Genomic DNA, 18,581 nt, shown 5'->3' with positions numbered 1-18,581 from the left:
TCCCCAGACCGTGCTGGGGGATAACCCCCGGATCGGGGATCTACTTCGGCGCGGTGAGCTCCAACGCGATGTTGTCCGGGTCGCGGAACTCCAGGATGTGGGAAGGGCCGATGTCCTTGACCGGTTCGTGCGCGATATCCAGATCGTCGAGGTGAAGCGCGGCCTCGTTCAGTTCGGCGAGGCTCCTGAGCCGGAAGGCCAAGTGGTCCAGCCCGGTTCGGTTCTCGTCGAAGGCATCCCGGCCGACCGGGCGCAGTCCGATCAACGTTGCCCCGGCGTCGTAGATGACCCCACCGGACAGGAAACTCAGCCTGGCGCGGGTGGCGACGTCGGCGTCCTGCGGCAGCTCGATGAGGACCGGCCAGCCGAAAACGCTCTCGTAGAACTGCCGGGACCGTTCGATGTCGGTGACCGTGAGCCGCACATGCGCGACCGAGGACGTGGTGATGGCCATGGGGTTCATGCTGCCACCACGACATGACAGAATCCGTGGGTGCGTGTGGGGATGACGATGCCGGTCATGGAGCCTCAGTTGGATGCGACGACGCTGCGGTCCTGGGCGCGCGTCATCGACGGAGGCCCGTTCTCGTCGCTGTGCTGGGGTGAACGCATCGCGTTCGACAACCCCGACAGCCTGACCCTGCTGGGCGCGCTGGCGGCCTGGACCGACCGGGTGCGGCTGGTGACCACCGTGGTGGTGCCGCAGCTCCACGATCCGGTGATGCTGGCCAAGGGCCTGGCCACCGGAGATCTGCTCAGCGGCGGACGGTTGACCGTGGGCATCGGTGTCGGCGGCCGTCACGAGGACTATCACGCGGTCGGCGCCGACCCGGCGTCCCAGACCCGGCGGGGAATGGCCGAGCGGGTCGCGGTGATGAGGCGGGTGTGGGCCGGCGAGAAGGTCACCGAATCGGTGCTCCCGGTCGGGCCGCCGCCGGTTCAGAGCGGTGGGCCCTCCCTGCACATCGGCACCATCGGGCCCAAGACCATCCGGGACGCTGCGGCCTGGGCCGACGGCGTCGCCGGCACGACTCTGGATCTGGATGTAGACCGCCAGGCCGAGTTGTTCGACATCGCCCGCACCGCCTGGGCCGAGGCGGGCAAGTCCAAGCCGCACCTGGCCACCTCGTTCTGGTTCGCGCTCGGTAAGCCGGAGGAGGCCCGCGCGCAGGTGCACCGGCACCTGCGCCGGTACATGAACTGGATCCCGGCCGAATACGTCGACGCGATGGCCCCCGCGACCGGCTGGGCGGGCACCGAAGAGGAACTGATCGAGGTGCTCGGCAGGTTCCAGGATATCGGCACCGACGAGGTGCACCTGATCCCGACCAGCTCCGACATCGACCAGTTGCGCCGCGTGGCCGAGGTGGCGAAAGTCTTCGCCTGAGCGTCCTTGCTGGACGAGTCCAGCAAAACGTGATCAAGATCATGGAATAAGCGCCTCGTAGTCTGGATCTCTGTTCGACGTGGAGATTCCCGACGTTTGTTCGCGCGGAAAGGCGCGGTGCCGACTGTCGGGGTTTCCGCTCAATGCCTGTTCGCAGAGCTTTGATTCAGGCGTGTGCGGTGTTGTTCATCTGACCGTTACCGGGTGTTCGCCCGGGGTGCCCTGAGTGCGGGACACCGGCGTGGGTGGCCGTGGGCAAGTCCAGCGCACGTTCGGCTACAGCAAACGATGTCAAGGGTTCGTCAGTGATCGGCGCTCGCGCGGTTCTGGTACTAGCGTGTCGTTCGACGTCGTCGTCAGACGGCGGAGATACAACAGTTGGGGAACTCATGATCCAGAAGAGCTTGATCGCCACGACCCTCGCCGCGGGGGCCATCGGGGCCGCCGTGACGCTGGCCGCGCCGGCATCGGCCGATTCCAAGGGCAACAGCACCGTCGGATGCTCACCGTGCGACCGGGTGAATTCGTCGGTCACCGATGCCGTCACCGACGCCGCCAAGAGCGCGCTCACCGGCGGGGTCGACCTGCCTGAGAGTCCCATCGTCGACAAGTGGACGAAGTTCCCGGGTGAGACCGCCGAGAAATGGACCTCGTTCCCGGGCAAGACCGCCGAGAAGTGGGCGACGTTCCCCGGCAAGACCGCCGAAAAGTGGGGAAGCTTCCCGGGCAAGGTGCTGAAGAAGTGGACCGGCCTGGGCTGAACCCGGCCGGAGGGCACCAATCTCACTCACGAACGAGCGTGTGGCAGACAAGCCGCACGCTCGTCTCGTATCTGCGGGTTAGCTGAAATTTCGCTGATCTTAACTGTTCTCGCAGCACAGCCCGCCACCTGAAATAGACGCAGCCCGGTTCACCGACCAAAGGAGCCCGTCGCAATGGCTGCGCCTGCACGGCAGTTGCACCTCAACGCATTCCTGCGCAACATCGGCCAGCACGAAGCGGCGTGGCGCCTCCCCGAAACCGATCTGTCGGGTATCACCGACATCACCCACTACATCGAACTGGCCCGCATCGCCGAGCGCGGCAAGCTCGACGCGGTGTTCTTCGCCGACCATCCGGTGCTCAAGGACCAGACCGAGTTTCGCCCGTTCGATGCGCTGGACCCGATCACCCTGGTCGCAGCGCTGGCCGGCGCAACCACCAACGTCGGGCTGATCGCGACGGCATCCACCACCTACAACGACCCGTACGGGTTGGCGCGGCGGTTCGCCACGCTCGATCACGTGAGCCGGGGCCGGGCCGGCTGGAACGTCGTGACGACGGCCAACGCCTCGGCCGCGGCCAACTTCGGGGTACCGAACCACCCGGATCCGGAGGCGCGGTACCAGCGCGCCGACGAATTCCTCCAGGTCGCACTGAAGTTGTGGGACAGCTGGGAAGACGACGCCACCGTCGGCGACAAGGACGCGCCACGTTTCGTAGATCCGGCGAAGATCCACGCGGTCAACCACTCCGGCCAATATTTCGACGTGGCCGGACCGCTGGAGGTACCGCGGTCCCCGCAAGGGCATCCGGTGCTGTTCCAGGCCGGATCTTCGGAGCCCGGTAAGGATCTCGCGGCCAGGTACGCCGAGGCCATCTTCACCGCCCAACCCACACTCGACGAGGCCCGTGACTTCTACCGCGACGTCAAGATCCGCATCCGTCGGTTCGGTCGCAACCCGGACCAGGTGCACATTCTTCCCGGACTGTCGACGATCATCGGCAGCACCGAAGCCGAGGCGCAACAGCGTCAGCGCGAACTCGAAGAACTCACCGTGCCCGATTACGGTCTCGAACAACTGAGCGCCATCGTCGGATTCGCGGTCACCAAGGCCGATCTCGACCGGAAACTGAGCTTCCCGGCCGAAGACCCGGGCGACACCTTTATCAAGAGTCGACTCACCCTGGTGAAGCGGTTGGTCGAGACCGACAACCTCACCGTTCGGGAGTTGTTGCTGCGGCTGAGCAGCGGGCGGGGTCATCGGTTGTTCGCAGGCACACCCGAACAGGTCGCCGACACCATCGAGGAGTGGTTCACCACCGGCGCCGCTGACGGTTTCAACCTCATTCCGCCGGCGCTGCCGTCCTCGCTGACCGACTTCGTCGACCACGTCGTCCCAGAGTTGCAGCGCCGCGGCATCTTCCGGGAGGAATACACGGGGACCACCCTCCGCGATCACCTCGGCCTGGAGCGGCCGGCCAATCGATTCACCACCGGCGCGGATGCTTCCGTGTCGGCCGCGAGCTGACAGGGAACCTGATATGCGTAAACCGTTGACCCGCTTGACCCGCGCGATCGTCGCCGCCGGCCTCGTCGCGGGACTCGTAGCAGGCTGCCAGTCGTCCGGATCCGGGGCGCAGGGCAGCGGCGGACTGTCGGCCGACGCACCGATTCCGGTGGCGGTCCCGAAGGGGACCACCTTGGTGGTAGCTGATGACGCGAACCGGCTCAAGACCCTGTTCAGACTCTCCGGTGAGCAGGACCGGCTGAGCGCCGACGTGACCTACGCCAACTTCAGCAGCGGCCCGCTACGTCTGGAGGCGATCCGGTCGGGCAATGCGCAACTGGGCCGGGTCGGCGATGTCCCGCCGATCCTCGCGCAGTATTCGGACGCCGGGGTGCCCATCGTCGGGGCGGTCAAATACGACGGCAACGGGCTGGTGCTGGCAACCTCGCCGGGTTCGGGCATCAAATCGCTGAAAGACCTGGCCGGCAAGAAGATTGCGATCAATGAGGGCACGGCGCAACAGGCGGTCGTGCTGCGCAACCTGAAGTCCGTCGGCCTGAGCATCAAGGACGTACAGCCGATCAATCTGGGTCTGGCCGAGTTCGCCGACGGTCTGCGGGCCGAACAAGTCAACGCCGCGGTGCTCAAGCAACCGGACCGGGTTCGTTACCTCGCTTCCACACAGGGGGAGGGGAGCATCGAAATCCCCAACGCCCCGGGCGCCTATCCCGGCTTGTATTACGTCTACGCCAGTGGGGAAGCGCTGTCCGACCCCGCTCGCGCCGCGGCCATCCGCGAATTCGTGATCGCCTGGTATCGCGCCGAGCAGTGGCTCAATGACAACAAGCAGACCTGGATCGACGAGTACCTGATCAAAGACCAGAAGGTCAGCCCGGAGGATGCCGAGGCCATCGCCGCGGCCGACGGTAAATCCTCCGTACCGGGGTTCACGGATGAGCTGATCAACACCCAGCAGGAGACCATCGACCTGCTTCAGCAGGCCGGGGCGTTCTCCGGGAAAGAGTTGCACGCCAAGGACGAATTCGATTCCCGGTTCGCCGATCTCAACGCGACGTCGACGGGCAAGCAGTGACCACCGTCCAGACGGCGCCCGCTTCGACGGCGACAGCGGAAGCGGAGGCCGTCGGGCGCCAGGACTATCCGAATCTGGAACATCGGTCGGGCACGCAGCGTCGCCGGCGGCTTGGGCCCGGTCGCGCCATCCCGGCGTCGTTGGCCATCGGACCGCTTCTGCTGGTTGTCATCTGGATCGTCACCTCGCAACTGGGCATCCTCGACCCGCGCACCCTGCCGCCGCCGCTGGTCATCCTGCGCACCGCCGGTGAGATGTGGTCGGACGGCCGGTTGCCCACAAACATCCTGGCTTCCCTGAAACTGGCGTCCGTCTCGCTGGCCATCGGGGTGACACTCGGCCTGGTGCTGTCGCTGATCTCCGGGTTGAGCCGCGTCGGGGAGGCGATCGTCGATGGGCCGGTCCAGGTCAAACGCGCGGTGCCGACCCTGGCGATCATCCCGCTGGCGATCATCTGGTTCGGCATCGGCGACACCATGAAGATCATCATCATCGCCACGAGCGTCCTGATCCCCGTCTACATCAATACCACCGCACAGCTCAAGGGTGTGGACCTGCGTCACGTGGAACTTGCTGAAACCGTTGGGCTTTCCCGCAGCCAATTCATCCGCAAGGTGGCCATACCCGGCGCGCTGCCCGGCTTCTTCACCGGCCTGCGGCTTGCGGTCACCATCTCGTGGACCGCCCTGGTCGTCGTCGAACAGGTCAATGCCACCAGTGGTATCGGGTACCTGATGACCCAGGCCCGCCTCTACGGGCAGCTGGACATCGTGGTGGTCGGCCTGTTGGTCTACGCGGTGTTCGGACTCACCGGGGACTACGCGGTTCGCGCCGTCGAGAGGAGAGCGTTGTCGTGGCGGCGCGCGCTGGGAACCTGACCGAGGAAGTTGCCGTCGTTCGACAACTGAGCCGATCATTCGGTGGCTCAACGATTCTCGACTCGGTGGACCTGACCATCCGCAAGGGCGAATTCGTGGCCCTGCTGGGACGCAGCGGCTCCGGTAAGAGCACGCTGCTGCGCGCTCTGGCCGGGTTGGACCACGGGGTCGCCGGCACAGGGGACCTGTTCGTCGCCCGTGATGTATCGGTGGTGTTCCAGGATTCCCGGTTGCTGCCGTGGTCGCGGGTGCTCGACAACGTCGCCCTCGGGTTGTCCGGCAGTGAGGTCAGACAACGAGCGAGCGCGGTGCTCGCAGACGTCGGCCTGGCCGGGCGCGAGCGAGCCTGGCCGTACGAGCTGTCCGGCGGTGAACAACAGCGTGTGGCACTGGCCCGGTCACTGGTGCGCAATCCCGCGCTGCTGCTGGCCGACGAACCTTTCGGGGCGCTCGATGCGCTCACGCGGGTTCGTATGCACCACCTGCTCAAGGAGTTGTGCGCGAAGTACGAGCCCGGCGTGCTACTGGTGACGCACGATGTCGACGAGGCCGTCACCCTCGCCGACCGGGTCCTCGTTCTCGACGGCGGATCGTTTGTCGTCGATCGGCACCTGGATTTTCAGACTCCCGACGCCCGTACCTACCGCAATCCCGAGTTCGTCGCGCATCGCGAGGCGCTGCTCGCTGCGCTCGGGGTGGGGGCGGGCGAAGGGCCCTGAACAGATCAGTGGTGATCCGCTGTAAACGGACCACCACTGATACGTGGGCGGTGTTGGAGGGTTCCTCCCCCTGATCACCACCACCGCTCCCGCGCCTCTGGTCGAAAGCCGACGCGATGGAGCCACTGTATACCTCCGGTGCAGTTTGCTGAAGGGTTGTTTGCAGAAGCGAACAACCAACTTCAAGATCACTTCACTGTCTAGGATCGGTCTTTGCCGGGGGAGGCTTCGCCCTGAGCGAGATGCTCGGCGAGCAGCGCTCCGGCATTGCGGATGTGGCCGGCCATGGCAGCACGGGCCTTCTCGGGGTCGCCTGCCCGTAGGTGCTCGATGACGGCGCGGTGATCCTGGGCCGAGGCCTCGGGCCACCCTTCCACCGCGGCGAAGAACTTTCGCGGTGCGTAGGACAACGTCGTCTTGATCAGCCAGCGCATCTTGCGCGATCCGCTCAGCCGGTAGATGAGGGCATGGAACTGATGGTTGAGGCGTTCCTCCTCGTCGAAATCACGGTTGGCAGCAGCACTTTCGAGTGCATCCTGGATGCGCTCGAGTTCGTCGACCATTGCCGGGGTGATCGTCGTGGCCGTACGGGCGGTGAGTTCACCACCCAGCAGTGCCTGCGCGTCGTAGATGTCGCGGATGTCGTCGCTCGACAGCGCGGTCACCATGAAGCCGCGCCGAGGCTCGACGGACAGAAAGCCTTCGGTCTGCAGTTGCAGCAGGCCTTCGCGCGCCGGGGTTGCGCTGATCCCGAGCTCGTCGGCGACAGTCTCCGGGCGGATGAATTCTCCGGAGTGCAGCTGCCCCGAGACGATGAGCTCGCGCACGTGGGCCGCGGCGACGTCGGACAGCCGTAGCGGCGTGCGTCTCTTCGAATTACCGGTCATGGCAGCGGGCCTCAGACGTCGATTCCGCCGCGCTTGACCAATTGCTTGGCGATCACGCCGCGCTGGATCTCGTTGGTTCCTTCGCCGACGATCATCAGTGGCGCGTCGCGGAAGTAGCGTTCGACGTCGTACTCGGTGGAGTATCCGTAGCCGCCGTGGATCCGCACTGCGTTCAGTGCGATCTCCATGGCGGTTTCCGAGGCGAACAGTTTGGCCATACCGGCCTCCATGTCACAGCGGCCTCCCGCATCGATCCGCTCGGCCGCATCCAGCAGCAGGCTGCGGGCAGCGTAGAGCTTGGTTCCCATGTCGGCGAGCATGTTGCCGACCGATTGGTGCTGCCAGATCGGCACCCCGAAGCTCTCCCGGTCCTGCGCGTACCGCAGCGCGTCGTCGAAGGCGGCGCGGGCCACGCCGGTCGCCCGGGCCGCGACCTGAATTCGGCCGACCTCAAGTCCCTTCATCATCTGGGCGAAACCGCGTCCTTCGACGCCGCCCAGCAGCGCATCCGAATCCACGTGGCAGTCAACAAAATTGATCTCGCAACTCTCGACGCCCTTGTAGCCGAGTTTCGGCAGGTCCTTCGAGACCGTGAAGCCGGGAACCTTCTCCACCAACAGGATCGACACACCCTTGTGGGCGGGCGTGGCGGCCGGATCGGTCTTGCACAACAGCGCGACGAGGCCGGCCTTGCGGGCATTGCTGATCCAGGTCTTCGAGCCGTTGATCAAATAACCGGATTCGTCCTTCGCGGCGACGGTGCGCATGGCCTGCAGGTCGGAGCCGCCACCGGGTTCGGTGAGTGCCATCGTGGACCGTAGCTCTCCGGTGGCCATCCGGGGCAGGTACTTGTCTTTCTGCTCCTCAGTGCCGAACTGCAACAACAGCTTCGACACCACGGTGTGCCCGCCCATGGCGCCGGCCAGGCTCATCCAGCCGCGCGCTAGCTCTTCGGTGACCTGCGCATAGCAGGGCATCGAGACCGCGGCGAAGCCATACGGTTCCGGGATCGCGAGCCCGAAGATGCCGAGCTCCTTCATCGCGTCGATGAGTTCTTCGGGGTAGGTGTTCGTGTGCTCGAGTTCGCGGACCACGGGCCGGACCTGTTTGTCGACGAAGTCGCGGACGGTACTGACGATGGCCTGCTCTTCGGCGGACAGCGTGATCACTGCGGCATCCCTTCCATGAACTTTATAGAAAATATTCTATAGAGAATGCGATCCTGCTGTTGCCCCGTGGTTCGGCTAGGGTTCGCTGAACATCGGGAGGTTTGGGAGGATCGGCCGCTTCGAGTACCGGGTCGGCCCGTGAAAGGGGGCGGTGATGGTCGGGTGGCGGAGTGTTGCTGTGAGCGCGTCTCTCGCACTGGGAGTCGTCGTGGCCTGTGCGCCCTCTGAGAAAACGGATGTGCGCCAGATACCGAGCAGTGAAACGCAGGTCAAGCGGTCGGACACGCTCAGCGATTTCCGTTTTCGATGGACTGCCGAGCCGGGCATTGATCTGTACTCGGGTGCTGCGGTCCCACTGCGCGCGTATGCGGAGTCTTGGCGGGTCGCGCAAATGAAGTCCGACATGAGCGCTGCCTACCCCGGATTCGAACGGGCCGTTCCCGCCAACCGTGAACTGACCGATCATTCACCGCGTGATGCACCTGCGTACATGTTGACCTTTGTGCGTCCGTACATGGACGACGAACTCGACGAGGTGTACACCGGTCAGCCCCGATATGAGTCAAAGCGGTTCTATGGCAACGAGTACTTCCACATCCTGTCGCTGGACGAGGTGGATGGCGGCTGGCGGGCGTACGTGTGCGACGGGTTGTACGACATGTACCGCGATGACGCGGACGGCTACAGTCCGGTAACCGGTTTGCGCGGTTGGGCCGGACCTCCCAAGGAGCCGATGAAGGCCATCCGGGTGTGGCACGTCGAAATGGCAGCACCAGAAAGTTCGGCAGCGAATGCTCCTCAGAAAGGTCCCAACCCGGCCCCGATGGACGACGTCTTCTCATCGTGGCGCATCCGGGGCGCGGCTCCCGACAGCAAGTGGGAGTCTGCTCCGGGATTCGGCGGCAGCGATTACCACGAGACCTTTGCCGACTTCGAGCGCCGACGGGAGCAATGTAGCGACCGGCTACCTGATGGACGTGATGCGCGGAACGCCGACGGCCGATCAATCAATACCAAGCCGGATATGCAGCCTGCGGCACCAGGCTGGCCAGACAACGCGGCATAGCCGTCTTCAACGTCGTGCGCTCGTTGTCGCTGAGCGTTTACGCAGTTCAGAGAGGGTGCCCCCGGCAGGATTCGAACCTGCGGCCTTCTGCTCCGGAGGCAGACGCTCTATCCCCTGAGCTACGGGGGCGCGGGCTGAAGATCAGCTGCGCCGATTGGGCTTGCATAGCGTAGCGCATAGAAGAGCGAATACGGATTCGGGGCGCGGGGACCCCAGACCATAGGATGGACCCTCGTGACCCCCGCCGACCTTGCAGAGCTGCTCAAGGCTACTGCCGCCGCAGTGCTGACCGAACACGACCTGGACACCGCCGCGTTGCCCGACACCGTCACGGTCGAGCGCCCGCGCAACCTTGAGCACGGCGACTACGCGACCAACCTCGCGCTGCAGCTCGGTAAGAAGGTCGGTGTCAACCCGCGCGAGCTGGCCGGCTGGTTGGCCATCGCGCTGACCGCGGCCGACGGCATCGCCGCCGCCGAGGTCGCCGGCCCCGGCTTCGTCAACCTGCGCATCGAGGCTTCGGCGCAGGGCGTCATCGTCACCAACGTGCTGACCGCCGGCGCGGCCTACGGCAACTCCACCGAGCTCGCCGAGAAGATCAACCTCGAGTTCGTCTCGGCCAACCCGACCGGCCCCATCCACATCGGCGGCACCCGCTGGGCCGCAGTGGGCGACGCGCTGGGCCGGCTGCTGACCACGCAGGGTGCCGACGTCACCCGCGAGTACTACTTCAACGACCACGGCGCCCAGATCGACCGGTTCGCCCGCTCGCTGGTCGCCGCCGCCAAGGGGGAGCCGGCGCCGGAGGACGGCTACGCCGGCGCCTACATCACCGACATCGCCGCCTCCGTGCAGGCCAAGCGCCCCGATGTCATGAGCCTGCCCGCCGACGAGCAACAGGAAGTGTTCCGCGAGGTCGGCGTAGACCTGATGTTCACCCACATCAAGGAATCTCTGCACGAGTTCGGCACCGACTTCGACGTCTACACGCACGAAGACTCGATGCACACTTCCGGCCGCGTCGACCAGGCCATCGCCAAGCTGCGCGAGACCGGCAGCATTTACGAGAAGGACGGCGCAACCTGGTTGCGCACCACCGAATTCGGTGACGACAAGGACCGCGTCGTCATCAAGAGTGACGGCAACCCGGCCTATGTCGCCGGCGACATCGCCTACTACCTGGACAAGCGTGAACGCGGGTTCGACCTGTGCATCTACATGCTCGGCGCCGACCACCACGGTTACATCGCCCGGCTCAAGGCCGTCGCGGCCGCACTGGGCGAGGATCCCGCGACCGTCGAGGTGCTGATCGGCCAGATGGTCAACCTGGTCCGCGACGGGCAGCCGGTCCGGATGAGCAAGCGCGCGGGCACCGTCATCACCCTCGACGATCTGGTCGAGGCCATCGGCGTCGACGCCGCCCGGTACTCGCTGATCCGCTCCTCGGTGGATACCTCGATCGACATCGATCTGGCGCTGTGGTCCAGCGCGTCCAGCGAAAACCCGGTCTACTACGTGCAATACGCGCACGCCCGGCTGTCCGCGCTGGCGCGCAACGCCGCCGATCTCGGCGTCGCTGCCGACACCGCGCACCTGGATCTGTTGTCCCACGAGAAAGAGGGCATCCTGATCCGTAACCTGGGCGAGTTCCCCCGGGTGCTCAAAGCCGCTGCCGCACTGCGGGAACCGCACCGCGTGTGCCGATACCTGGAGGACCTGGCCGGCGACTATCACCGGTTCTACGACGCTTGTCGCGTGCTGCCCCAGGGCGACGAGGAAGCAGGCGATCTGAACGCGGCGCGCTTGGCGCTGTGCGAGGCCACCCGCCAGGTGATCGCCAACGGTCTGGGCATCCTCGGTGTGACCGCTCCGGAGCGCATGTGAACGCGCACCCTGCCGGCCCCCGGCACGCCGAAGAGATCCACCACGCCGGTGCACCCGTCAAGCCGCAGTCTCCCGACGAGATCCTGCTGCTGGCACCAAACGTGTGGCCGCGCAACCTGGTTCGCGATGAGGACGGTGTCGTGTCGATCGCCGGGATTCCGGTCACCGACCTGGCCGCCGAGTACGGCACCCCGTTGTTCGTGATCGACGAGGACGATTTCCGGTCGCGTTGTCGAGACATCGCCGCTGCCTTCGGTGGCGGGGACTACGTCCACTATGCGGCCAAGGCGTTCCTGTGCAGTGAGATCGCCCGCTGGGTCAATCAGGAAGGCCTGTCGCTGGACGTCGCGACCGGGGGAGAGCTGGCGGTGGCGTTGCACGCCGACTTCCCGCCGGAGCGAATCACCTTGCACGGCAACAACAAATCCGTCGCCGAGCTCACCGCGGCCGTCAAGGCCGGGGTCGGGCACGTGGTGGTCGATTCCCTGATCGAGATCGAGCGCCTGGACCGCGTCGCCGGGGATGCGGGCATCGTCCAGGACGTGCTGGTCCGGGTGACCCCGGGCGTGGAGGCACACACCCACGAGTTCATCTCCACCGCCCACGAAGACCAGAAGTTCGGCCTGTCGCTGGCCAGCGGTGCGGCGATGGAGGCGGTGCGCAAGGTGTTCGCCACGGACAACCTGCGCCTCGTGGGGTTGCACTGCCATGTCGGTAGCCAGATCTTCGACGTGGCCGGATTCGAAGTGGCCGCCCACCGCGTGATCGGACTACTGCGCGACGTCGTGTCCGAATTCGGTGTCGAGAAGACATCGCAGATGTCGGTCATCGACCTTGGCGGCGGATTGGGCATTTCCTATGTGCCGCAAGATGATCCACCTCCGATGCGGGAGCTGGCCGACAAACTGCTGGCCATCGTGCGAAGCGAGTCGGCCGCCGTCGGGCTACCTACCCCGAAGCTCGTGGTGGAGCCGGGCCGCGCCATTGCCGGGCCGGGAACCGTCACCCTGTACGAGGTCGGCACGGTAAAAGACGTGGCGATCAGCGCCACCGCACAGCGACGCTACGTGAGCGTCGACGGCGGTATGAGCGACAACATCCGCCCGGCGCTGTACGACGCCGAGTACGACGCCCGGCTGGTGTCTCGGACCAGCGACGCAGCCGCGACTCTGGCGCGCATCGTCGGCAAGCACTGCGAGACCGGCGACATCGTGGTCCGCGACACCTGGGTGTCCGACGACATCGCGCCCGGTGATCTGCTGGCCGTCGCCGCCACCGGTGCCTACTGCTATTCGATGTCGAGCCGGTACAACCTGCTGTGCCGGCCCGCCGTGGTGGCAGTGAAGGACGGCAAGTCGCGGTTGGTGCTCCGACGGGAGACTGTCGACGATCTTTTGAGCCTGGAGGTGAGTGGTCAATGAGTGATGAGAAGCCCATCGGCGTAGCGGTATTGGGGCTCGGCAACGTCGGCAGTGAAGTGGTGCGCATCATCAACGAGAGCGCCGCTGACCTCGCGGCCCGCATCGGTGCCCCACTCGAGGTGCGCGGCATCGGCGTGCGCAAGGTCTCCGGCGACCGCGGTGTGCCCAAGGACCTGCTCACCGACGACATCGTCGAGCTGGTGTCGCGCGACGACGTCGACATCGTGGTCGAGTTGATGGGCCCGGTGAAGCCGGCCCGCAAGGCCATCCTGGCCGCCCTCGAACAGGGCAAGTCGGTGGTCACCGCCAACAAGGCACTGATGGCCCAGTCCACCGGTGAACTGGCGCAGGCCGCCGAAAAGGCGCGCGTCGACCTGTATTTCGAAGCCGCTGTGGCAGGCGCGATCCCGGTGATCCGTCCGCTGACCCAGTCGCTGGCCGGCGACACCGTGGTGCGGGTGGCCGGCATCGTCAACGGCACCACCAACTACATCCTGTCCGAGATGGACAGCACCGGCGCCGATTACACCTCGGCACTGGCCGACGCCAGTGCTCTGGGGTATGCCGAGGCCGATCCCACCGCCGACGTCGAGGGCTACGACGCAGCGGCCAAGGCCGCGATTCTCGCCTCGATCGCCTTCCACACCCGGGTCACCGCCGACGACGTCTACCGCGAAGGCATCACCAAGGTCAGTGCGGCCGACTTCGAGTCCGCCCGAGCTCTGGGCTGCACCATCAAACTGTTGGCCATCTGCGAGCGGCTCACCACTGACGAAGGCAAGCAACGTGTTTCGGCACGCGTGTACCCGGCACTGGTGCCGTTGACGCACCCGCTGGCCTCGGTCACCGGAGCCTTCAACGCCGTAGTGGTCGAGGCCGAGGCGGCCGGCCGGCTGATGTTCTACGGCCAGGGCGCCGGCGGCGCACCCACCGCGTCGGCCGTGATGGGCGACGTCGTGATGGCCGCGCGCAACCGGGTCCAGGGTGGCCGGGGTCCGCGCGAGTCCAAGTACGCCAAGCTGCCGATCGCCCCGATCGGCTTCATCCCCACCCGCTACTACGTCAACATGAACGTCTCGGACAAACCAGGCGTGTTGTCCGCGGTGGCGGCAGAATTCTCCAAGCGCGAGGTCAGCATCGCCGAGGTGCGCCAGGAGGGCATGGTCGACGAGGAGGGTCAGCCCTGCGGCGCCCGCATCGTGGTGGTCACCCACCAGGCCACCGATGCCGCGCTCTCGGAAACCGTCGAGGCGCTGGCCGATCTCGACGCGGTGCAGACCATCAACAGCGTGCTGCGTATGGAAGGAACGAACGCATGAACCCCGGGACGCAAGGAAAGACCAGCGCAGGGCCGGTGCACCGGCCCTGGCCGGGATTGATCGAGGCCTACCGAGATCGCCTTCCGGTCGGCGACAACTGGACGCCGATCACCTTGCTCGAGGGCGGCACGCCGCTCATCCATGCCAAGCGCCTGAGCGAGTTCACCGGCTGCACAGTGCATCTCAAGGTCGAGGGGCTCAACCCGACCGGGTCTTTCAAGGACCGCGGCATGACCGTTGCGGTCACCGAGTCCCTGGCGCGTGGGCAGGAGGCCGTGCTGTGCGCGTCGACGGGTAACACGTCAGCCTCGGCGGCCGCCTATGCCGCTCAGGCCGGGATCACCTGTGCGGTGCTGATCCCGCAGGGCAAGATCGCGATGGGCAAGCTCGCGCAGGCGGTCATGTACGGCGCCAAGATCATCCAGGTCGACGGCAACTTCGACGACTGTCTGGAACTGGCCCGCAAGATCACTGCGGACTTCCCGACCATCGCCCTGGTGAACTCGGTCAACCCGTACCGCATCGAGGGGCAGAAGACCGCCGCGTTCGAGATCGTCGACGCGCTGGGCACCGCACCTGACGTGCACGCTCTGCCGGTGGGCAACGCGGGCAACATTACCGCCTACTGGAAGGGCTACACCGAGTACCACCGCGACGGTCTGACGGACCGGCTGCCGCGCATGCTCGGCACTCAGGCCGCCGGAGCTGCCCCACTGGTCCTGGGGGAGCCGGTCAAGGAACCCGAGACCATCGCCACCGCCATCCGCATCGGTTCGCCCGCGTCGTGGTCCGGTGCCGTCGAGGCCCAGCAGCAGTCCAAGGGCCGATTCCTGGCTGCCACCGACGAAGAGATCCTCGCGGCGTACCACCTGATCGCCCGCAACGAGGGCGTGTTCGTCGAGCCCGCGTCGGCGGCCAGCGTGGCCGGTCTGCTGAAGTCGATCGAGGACGGCTGGGTCAAGCGTGGCTCCACGGTGGTCTGCACGGTCACCGGCAACGGCCTCAAGGATCCCGACACCGCACTCAAGGACATGCCCACCGTCACGGCGGTGCCGGTCGATCCGGTCGCCGTCGTCGCCAAGCTCGGACTGGTCTGAGCCTGGTGAATCAGACCCTGCCCGCCGGGCTCACGGCCACTGCTGTCGTCGCAGCCTCCAGCGCAAACCTCGGCCCGGGCTTCGACAGCCTGGGGCTGGCGCTCAGCCTTTACGACGAAATCATCGTCGAGACAACTGAATCCGGCCTACAGCTGGAGGTTGAGGGCGAGGGTGCGGGTCAAGTTCCGCTCGATGCGACACATCTGGTGGTGCGCGCCATCGAAGCCGGATTGCAGGCCACGGGCTATCGTGCGGCTGGCCTGATCGTGCGCTGCCGCAACGAGATTCCACATTCGCGTGGGCTCGGATCTTCGGCCGCTGCCGTCGTCGGCGGCCTCGCTGTGGTCAATGGTCTTGTGGCCCAAGCTGGTTCGGATCCGATGACCGAGGATCAGCTGATTCAGCTGTCCAGTGAGTTCGAGGGGCATCCGGACAATGCCGCGGCGGCCGTGCTGGGCGGGGCGGTCGTGTCCTGGACCGAGACCGATGCCGACGGGCGGCCGCGCTACCGCGCAGCCCAGGTGCGGGTGCATCCGGACATCCGTCTGTTCCCCGCGGTTCCGCAGCAGCGGTCGTCCACCGCAGAGACCCGCGCGGTGCTACCCGAGCAGGTCAGCCACGTCGATGCGCGATTCAACGTCAGCCGCGCGGCCCTGCTCGTCGTGGCCTTGAGTGAGCGCCCGGATCTGCTGATGACCGCTACGCAGGATGTGTTGCATCAACCACAACGCGCCGCGGCCATGCCGGCCTCCGCGGAATACCTGCAGTTGCTGCGGCGTTGTGGAGTGGCAGCAGTGTTGTCCGGGGCCGGACCTACGGTTCTGGGGCTGAGTTCGCAGGTAGGACTGCCTGATGAGGCCGTGGATTACGGCACTGCGAACGGGTTCGCCGTCAGGGAGATGTCGGTCGGAACGGGCGTCCGCTGGACGTCGGGTGTGGCCGCCAGGAACTGACGATGTGCGGCACAAGAAGAGCCGAACGCCACACGCCCAGTGTTGACGTTGCTTGATTACTTCACAAAAGCGAGTTATTCTCGCTTTCGTCCAGCACTCGCAGGGTCTCTGCCTGCGTCGACACCAGGACGACCACCCAATCTTCTTGTGTTCTACTCGTGGACTGACGGCTCGCCGTATATCGGCGGACCCGGGCGATCGCCGTTGCAAAGGCGACGGTGTGAGCTACGCGCTCAGCGGTTCAGCTGAACGCGCTTCGACCTTTGGGGAACCCTCGCACGACCTGATGAGCGAGGGAAAGAAAGGAAATCCGTGACAGAAACGGACCTCTTCACGGCTGACAACGCCAACGGCACTGGGGATTTGCCGAACGCCGTGACATCTGAAAGCACCGCGACCACTGACACCGCGGCCGCGCGGCGCGCTTCCAGCGCCCGGCCCGCGTCGCTGTCGACCATGGTTCTGCCTGAGCTGCGCGCCCTGGCCAAGGAAATCGGTGTCGAAGGCGCGTCCGGGTTGCGTAAGAGTGAGCTGATCGCAGCCATCCGCGCCCACCGTGGTGAATCCAACGGTGCGACCGCCGAGGCCAAGCCGGCCGCCGATACCCAGCCGGACGCCGGTGCCGAGGCTGCTGAGCAGCCCGCGACTCGTCGTCGTGAGCGTCGGGGTTCCTCGCGCCAGGCCGGCGCGCCGGTCGCCGACGCGGCCAAGGACGACGCAGGCAAGTCCGATGCCGGCAAGAACGATGCGGGCACCGAGGCCGTCAAGGCCGAGGCGAAGACCGATTCCGCCGAGCCCGACGCCAAGACCGCTGAGGCTGCCGCCGAGCCGCAGGAAAAGCCTGCCAAGCAGGACAAGCGTGAACGCCAGGAACGGCGCGACAAGCGCGAGCAGTCCGACGCCGACAAGGGCGAGGCCAAGGCCGACAACAAGGCCGATAACAAGCAGGACGACAAGCGCGACCAGAAGCAGGACCGCGACCAGAAACAGGACCGCGGCCAGGGGCGCGAGCAGTCCGACCAGTCCGACAACCAGCAGAACCGAGGCGGCAACGCCAACACCGATGACGATGGCGATGGGGACGGCCGGCAGGGCCGTCGCGGCCGTCGGTTCCGCGACCGCGATCGTCGCCGGCGCGGTGAGCGTGGCGCCGAGGGTGGCAACGAGACCGAGCTGCGTGAGGACGACGTCGTCCAGCCGGTCGCCGGCATCCTCGACGTGCTGGACAACTACGCGTTCGTCCGCACCTCGGGCTACCTGGCCGGGCCGAACGACGTCTACGTGTCCATGAACATGGTCCGCAAGAACGGCTTGCGCCGCGGCGACGCCGTGACCGGTGCAGTCCGCGTGCCCCGCGAGGGTGAGGGCGGCGGGGGCCAGAACCCGCGGCAGAAGTTCAATCCGCTGGTGCGCCTGGACAGTGTCAACGGTGGTCCGGTCGAGGCGGCCAAGAACCGCCCCGATTTCACCAAGCTGACCCCGCTGTACCCGAACCAGCGGCTGCGCCTGGAGACCACGCCGGAGCGGCTGACCACCCGCGTCATCGACTTGATCATGCCGATCGGTAAGGGACAGCGCGCCCTGATCGTGTCGCCGCCGAAGGCCGGTAAGACCACGATCATGCAGGACATCGCCAACGCGATCACCAAGAACAACCCGGAATGCCACCTCATGGTGGTGCTCGTCGACGAGCGCCCGGAAGAGGTCACCGACATGCAGCGTTCGGTGAAGGGCGAGGTCATCGCCTCGACCTTCGACCGTCCGCCGTCAGACCACACCCAGGCCGCCGAGCTGGCGATCGAGCGGGCCAAGCGCCTGGTCGAGCAGGGCAAGGACGTCGTCGTGCTGCTGGACTCGATCACCCGTCTGGGCCGCGCGTACAACAACGCGTCGCCGGCCTCGGGTCGCATCCTGTCCGGTGGTGTCGACTCCACCGCGCTGTACCCGCCGAAGCGGTTCCTCGGCGCGGCCCGCAACATCGAGCACGGCGGCTCGCTGACCATCATCGCCACGGCGATGGTTGAGACCGGTTCGACCGGTGACACCGTGATCTTCGAGGAGTTCAAGGGCACCGGCAACGCCGAGCTCAAGCTCGACCGCAAGATCGCCGAGCGCCGGGTGTTCCCCGCGGTCGACGTCAACCCGTCCGGTACCCGCAAGGACGAGCTGCTGCTCTCGACGGACGAGTTCGCGGTGGTGCACAAGCTGCGCCGGGTGCTCTCGGGGCTCGACAGCCACCAGGCCATCGATCTGCTGATGAGCCAGCTGCGCAAGACCAAGACCAACTACGAGTTCCTGGTCCAGGTCTCCAAGACCGCTCCGGGCAACATGGACGTCGACTAAGCGCGACACCAAAAAGGCCCCCGATATTGAAGTGCTCCCCGGAAGTTGGACTGAGAAATTCAGTTTGTTCTTCTGGGGAGTACTTTTTTGCATCC

Annotated in this window: 16 protein-coding genes and 1 tRNA gene; 13 read left to right on the top strand and 4 right to left on the bottom strand. The window is 66.1% G+C overall.

What is annotated here, in order from left to right; all coding sequences use genetic code 11:
- Positions 1 to 40: 40 nt before the first annotated feature.
- Complete coding sequence (locus AC4ELH_RS29010; protein WP_448448384.1) at positions 41 to 454, bottom strand: VOC family protein; 414 nt, start codon at positions 452 to 454, stop codon at positions 41 to 43.
- Positions 455 to 505: 51 nt separating this feature from the next.
- Here AC4ELH_RS29010 and AC4ELH_RS29005 point away from each other — a divergent pair, with 51 nt between their 5' ends.
- From AC4ELH_RS29005 to AC4ELH_RS28980, 6 genes are all read left to right on the top strand, one after another.
- Positions 506 to 1,387, top strand: a complete 882-nt coding sequence (locus tag AC4ELH_RS29005; protein ID WP_448448404.1) for an LLM class flavin-dependent oxidoreductase — start codon at positions 506 to 508, stop codon at positions 1,385 to 1,387.
- 389 nt (positions 1,388 to 1,776) lie between these two features.
- On the top strand, positions 1,777 to 2,148 hold the full coding sequence (locus AC4ELH_RS29000; protein WP_064880130.1) for a hypothetical protein: 372 nt from the start codon (positions 1,777 to 1,779) through the stop codon (positions 2,146 to 2,148).
- Positions 2,149 to 2,322: 174 nt separating this feature from the next.
- Entirely contained in the window at positions 2,323 to 3,678 is a 1,356-nt protein-coding gene (locus tag AC4ELH_RS28995; RefSeq protein WP_498888269.1) for an LLM class flavin-dependent oxidoreductase, read from the top strand.
- Positions 3,679 to 3,691: 13 nt separating this feature from the next.
- A complete protein-coding gene (locus AC4ELH_RS28990) occupies positions 3,692 to 4,750 on the top strand; it encodes an ABC transporter substrate-binding protein (RefSeq protein WP_498888267.1) in 1,059 nt (352 codons plus the stop codon).
- Positions 4,747 to 5,628, top strand: a complete 882-nt coding sequence (locus AC4ELH_RS28985; RefSeq protein WP_498888265.1) for an ABC transporter permease — start codon at positions 4,747 to 4,749, stop codon at positions 5,626 to 5,628. Before AC4ELH_RS28990 ends, AC4ELH_RS28985 begins: the two co-directional genes overlap by 4 nt.
- The gene (locus tag AC4ELH_RS28980; protein WP_064880122.1) at positions 5,604 to 6,347 is read left to right on the top strand and encodes an ABC transporter ATP-binding protein; all 744 of its coding nucleotides are present in this window, start codon (positions 5,604 to 5,606) and stop codon (positions 6,345 to 6,347) included. Before AC4ELH_RS28985 ends, AC4ELH_RS28980 begins: the two co-directional genes overlap by 25 nt.
- A 200-nt stretch (positions 6,348 to 6,547) precedes the next feature.
- On the opposite strand, the gene AC4ELH_RS28975 is transcribed toward AC4ELH_RS28980, so the two are convergent.
- Both AC4ELH_RS28975 and AC4ELH_RS28970 read right to left on the bottom strand, forming a co-directional pair.
- Positions 6,548 to 7,234, bottom strand: coding sequence for a GntR family transcriptional regulator (locus AC4ELH_RS28975; protein WP_064880120.1), 687 nt, complete (start codon positions 7,232 to 7,234; stop codon positions 6,548 to 6,550).
- Positions 7,235 to 7,245: 11 nt separating this feature from the next.
- A complete protein-coding gene (locus AC4ELH_RS28970; protein WP_498888263.1) occupies positions 7,246 to 8,403 on the bottom strand; it encodes an acyl-CoA dehydrogenase family protein in 1,158 nt (385 codons plus the stop codon).
- A gap of 403 nt (positions 8,404 to 8,806) precedes the next feature.
- Between AC4ELH_RS28970 and AC4ELH_RS28965 the strand changes: the two genes are divergently transcribed.
- Complete coding sequence (locus AC4ELH_RS28965) at positions 8,807 to 9,469, top strand: hypothetical protein (RefSeq protein ID WP_448448390.1); 663 nt, start codon at positions 8,807 to 8,809, stop codon at positions 9,467 to 9,469.
- Between the two features lie 56 nt (positions 9,470 to 9,525).
- On the opposite strand, the gene AC4ELH_RS28960 is transcribed toward AC4ELH_RS28965, so the two are convergent.
- A tRNA-Arg gene (locus AC4ELH_RS28960) sits at positions 9,526 to 9,598 on the bottom strand.
- Between the two features lie 105 nt (positions 9,599 to 9,703).
- On the opposite strand from AC4ELH_RS28960, the gene argS reads away from it, so the two are divergent.
- The 6 genes from argS (at position 9,704) to rho (ending at position 18,486) form a co-directional block, all read left to right on the top strand.
- Positions 9,704 to 11,353: an arginine--tRNA ligase gene (gene argS / locus AC4ELH_RS28955; RefSeq protein ID WP_448448391.1), complete on the top strand. Its 1,650-nt coding sequence runs from the start codon at positions 9,704 to 9,706 to the stop codon at positions 11,351 to 11,353.
- A gap of 35 nt (positions 11,354 to 11,388) precedes the next feature.
- Positions 11,389 to 12,774, top strand: a complete 1,386-nt coding sequence (lysA, locus tag AC4ELH_RS28950; RefSeq protein ID WP_498888335.1) for a diaminopimelate decarboxylase — start codon at positions 11,389 to 11,391, stop codon at positions 12,772 to 12,774.
- The gene (locus AC4ELH_RS28945) at positions 12,771 to 14,093 is read left to right on the top strand and encodes a homoserine dehydrogenase (protein WP_498888260.1); all 1,323 of its coding nucleotides are present in this window, start codon (positions 12,771 to 12,773) and stop codon (positions 14,091 to 14,093) included. Before lysA ends, AC4ELH_RS28945 begins: the two co-directional genes overlap by 4 nt.
- Complete coding sequence (thrC, locus tag AC4ELH_RS28940; protein WP_448448394.1) at positions 14,090 to 15,190, top strand: threonine synthase; 1,101 nt, start codon at positions 14,090 to 14,092, stop codon at positions 15,188 to 15,190. Before AC4ELH_RS28945 ends, thrC begins: the two co-directional genes overlap by 4 nt.
- A gap of 5 nt (positions 15,191 to 15,195) precedes the next feature.
- Complete coding sequence (gene thrB, locus AC4ELH_RS28935) at positions 15,196 to 16,143, top strand: homoserine kinase (protein ID WP_498888257.1); 948 nt, start codon at positions 15,196 to 15,198, stop codon at positions 16,141 to 16,143.
- Positions 16,144 to 16,455: 312 nt separating this feature from the next.
- Positions 16,456 to 18,486, top strand: a complete 2,031-nt coding sequence (gene rho / locus AC4ELH_RS28930; RefSeq protein ID WP_498888255.1) for a transcription termination factor Rho — start codon at positions 16,456 to 16,458, stop codon at positions 18,484 to 18,486.
- Positions 18,487 to 18,581: the final 95 nt, after the last annotated feature.

The sequence above is a fragment of the Mycobacterium shunyiense genome, assembly GCF_058270075.1.
The sequence above is the reverse complement of the archived record's forward strand: the minus strand, read 5'-3'. Positions and strand labels throughout refer to the sequence as shown.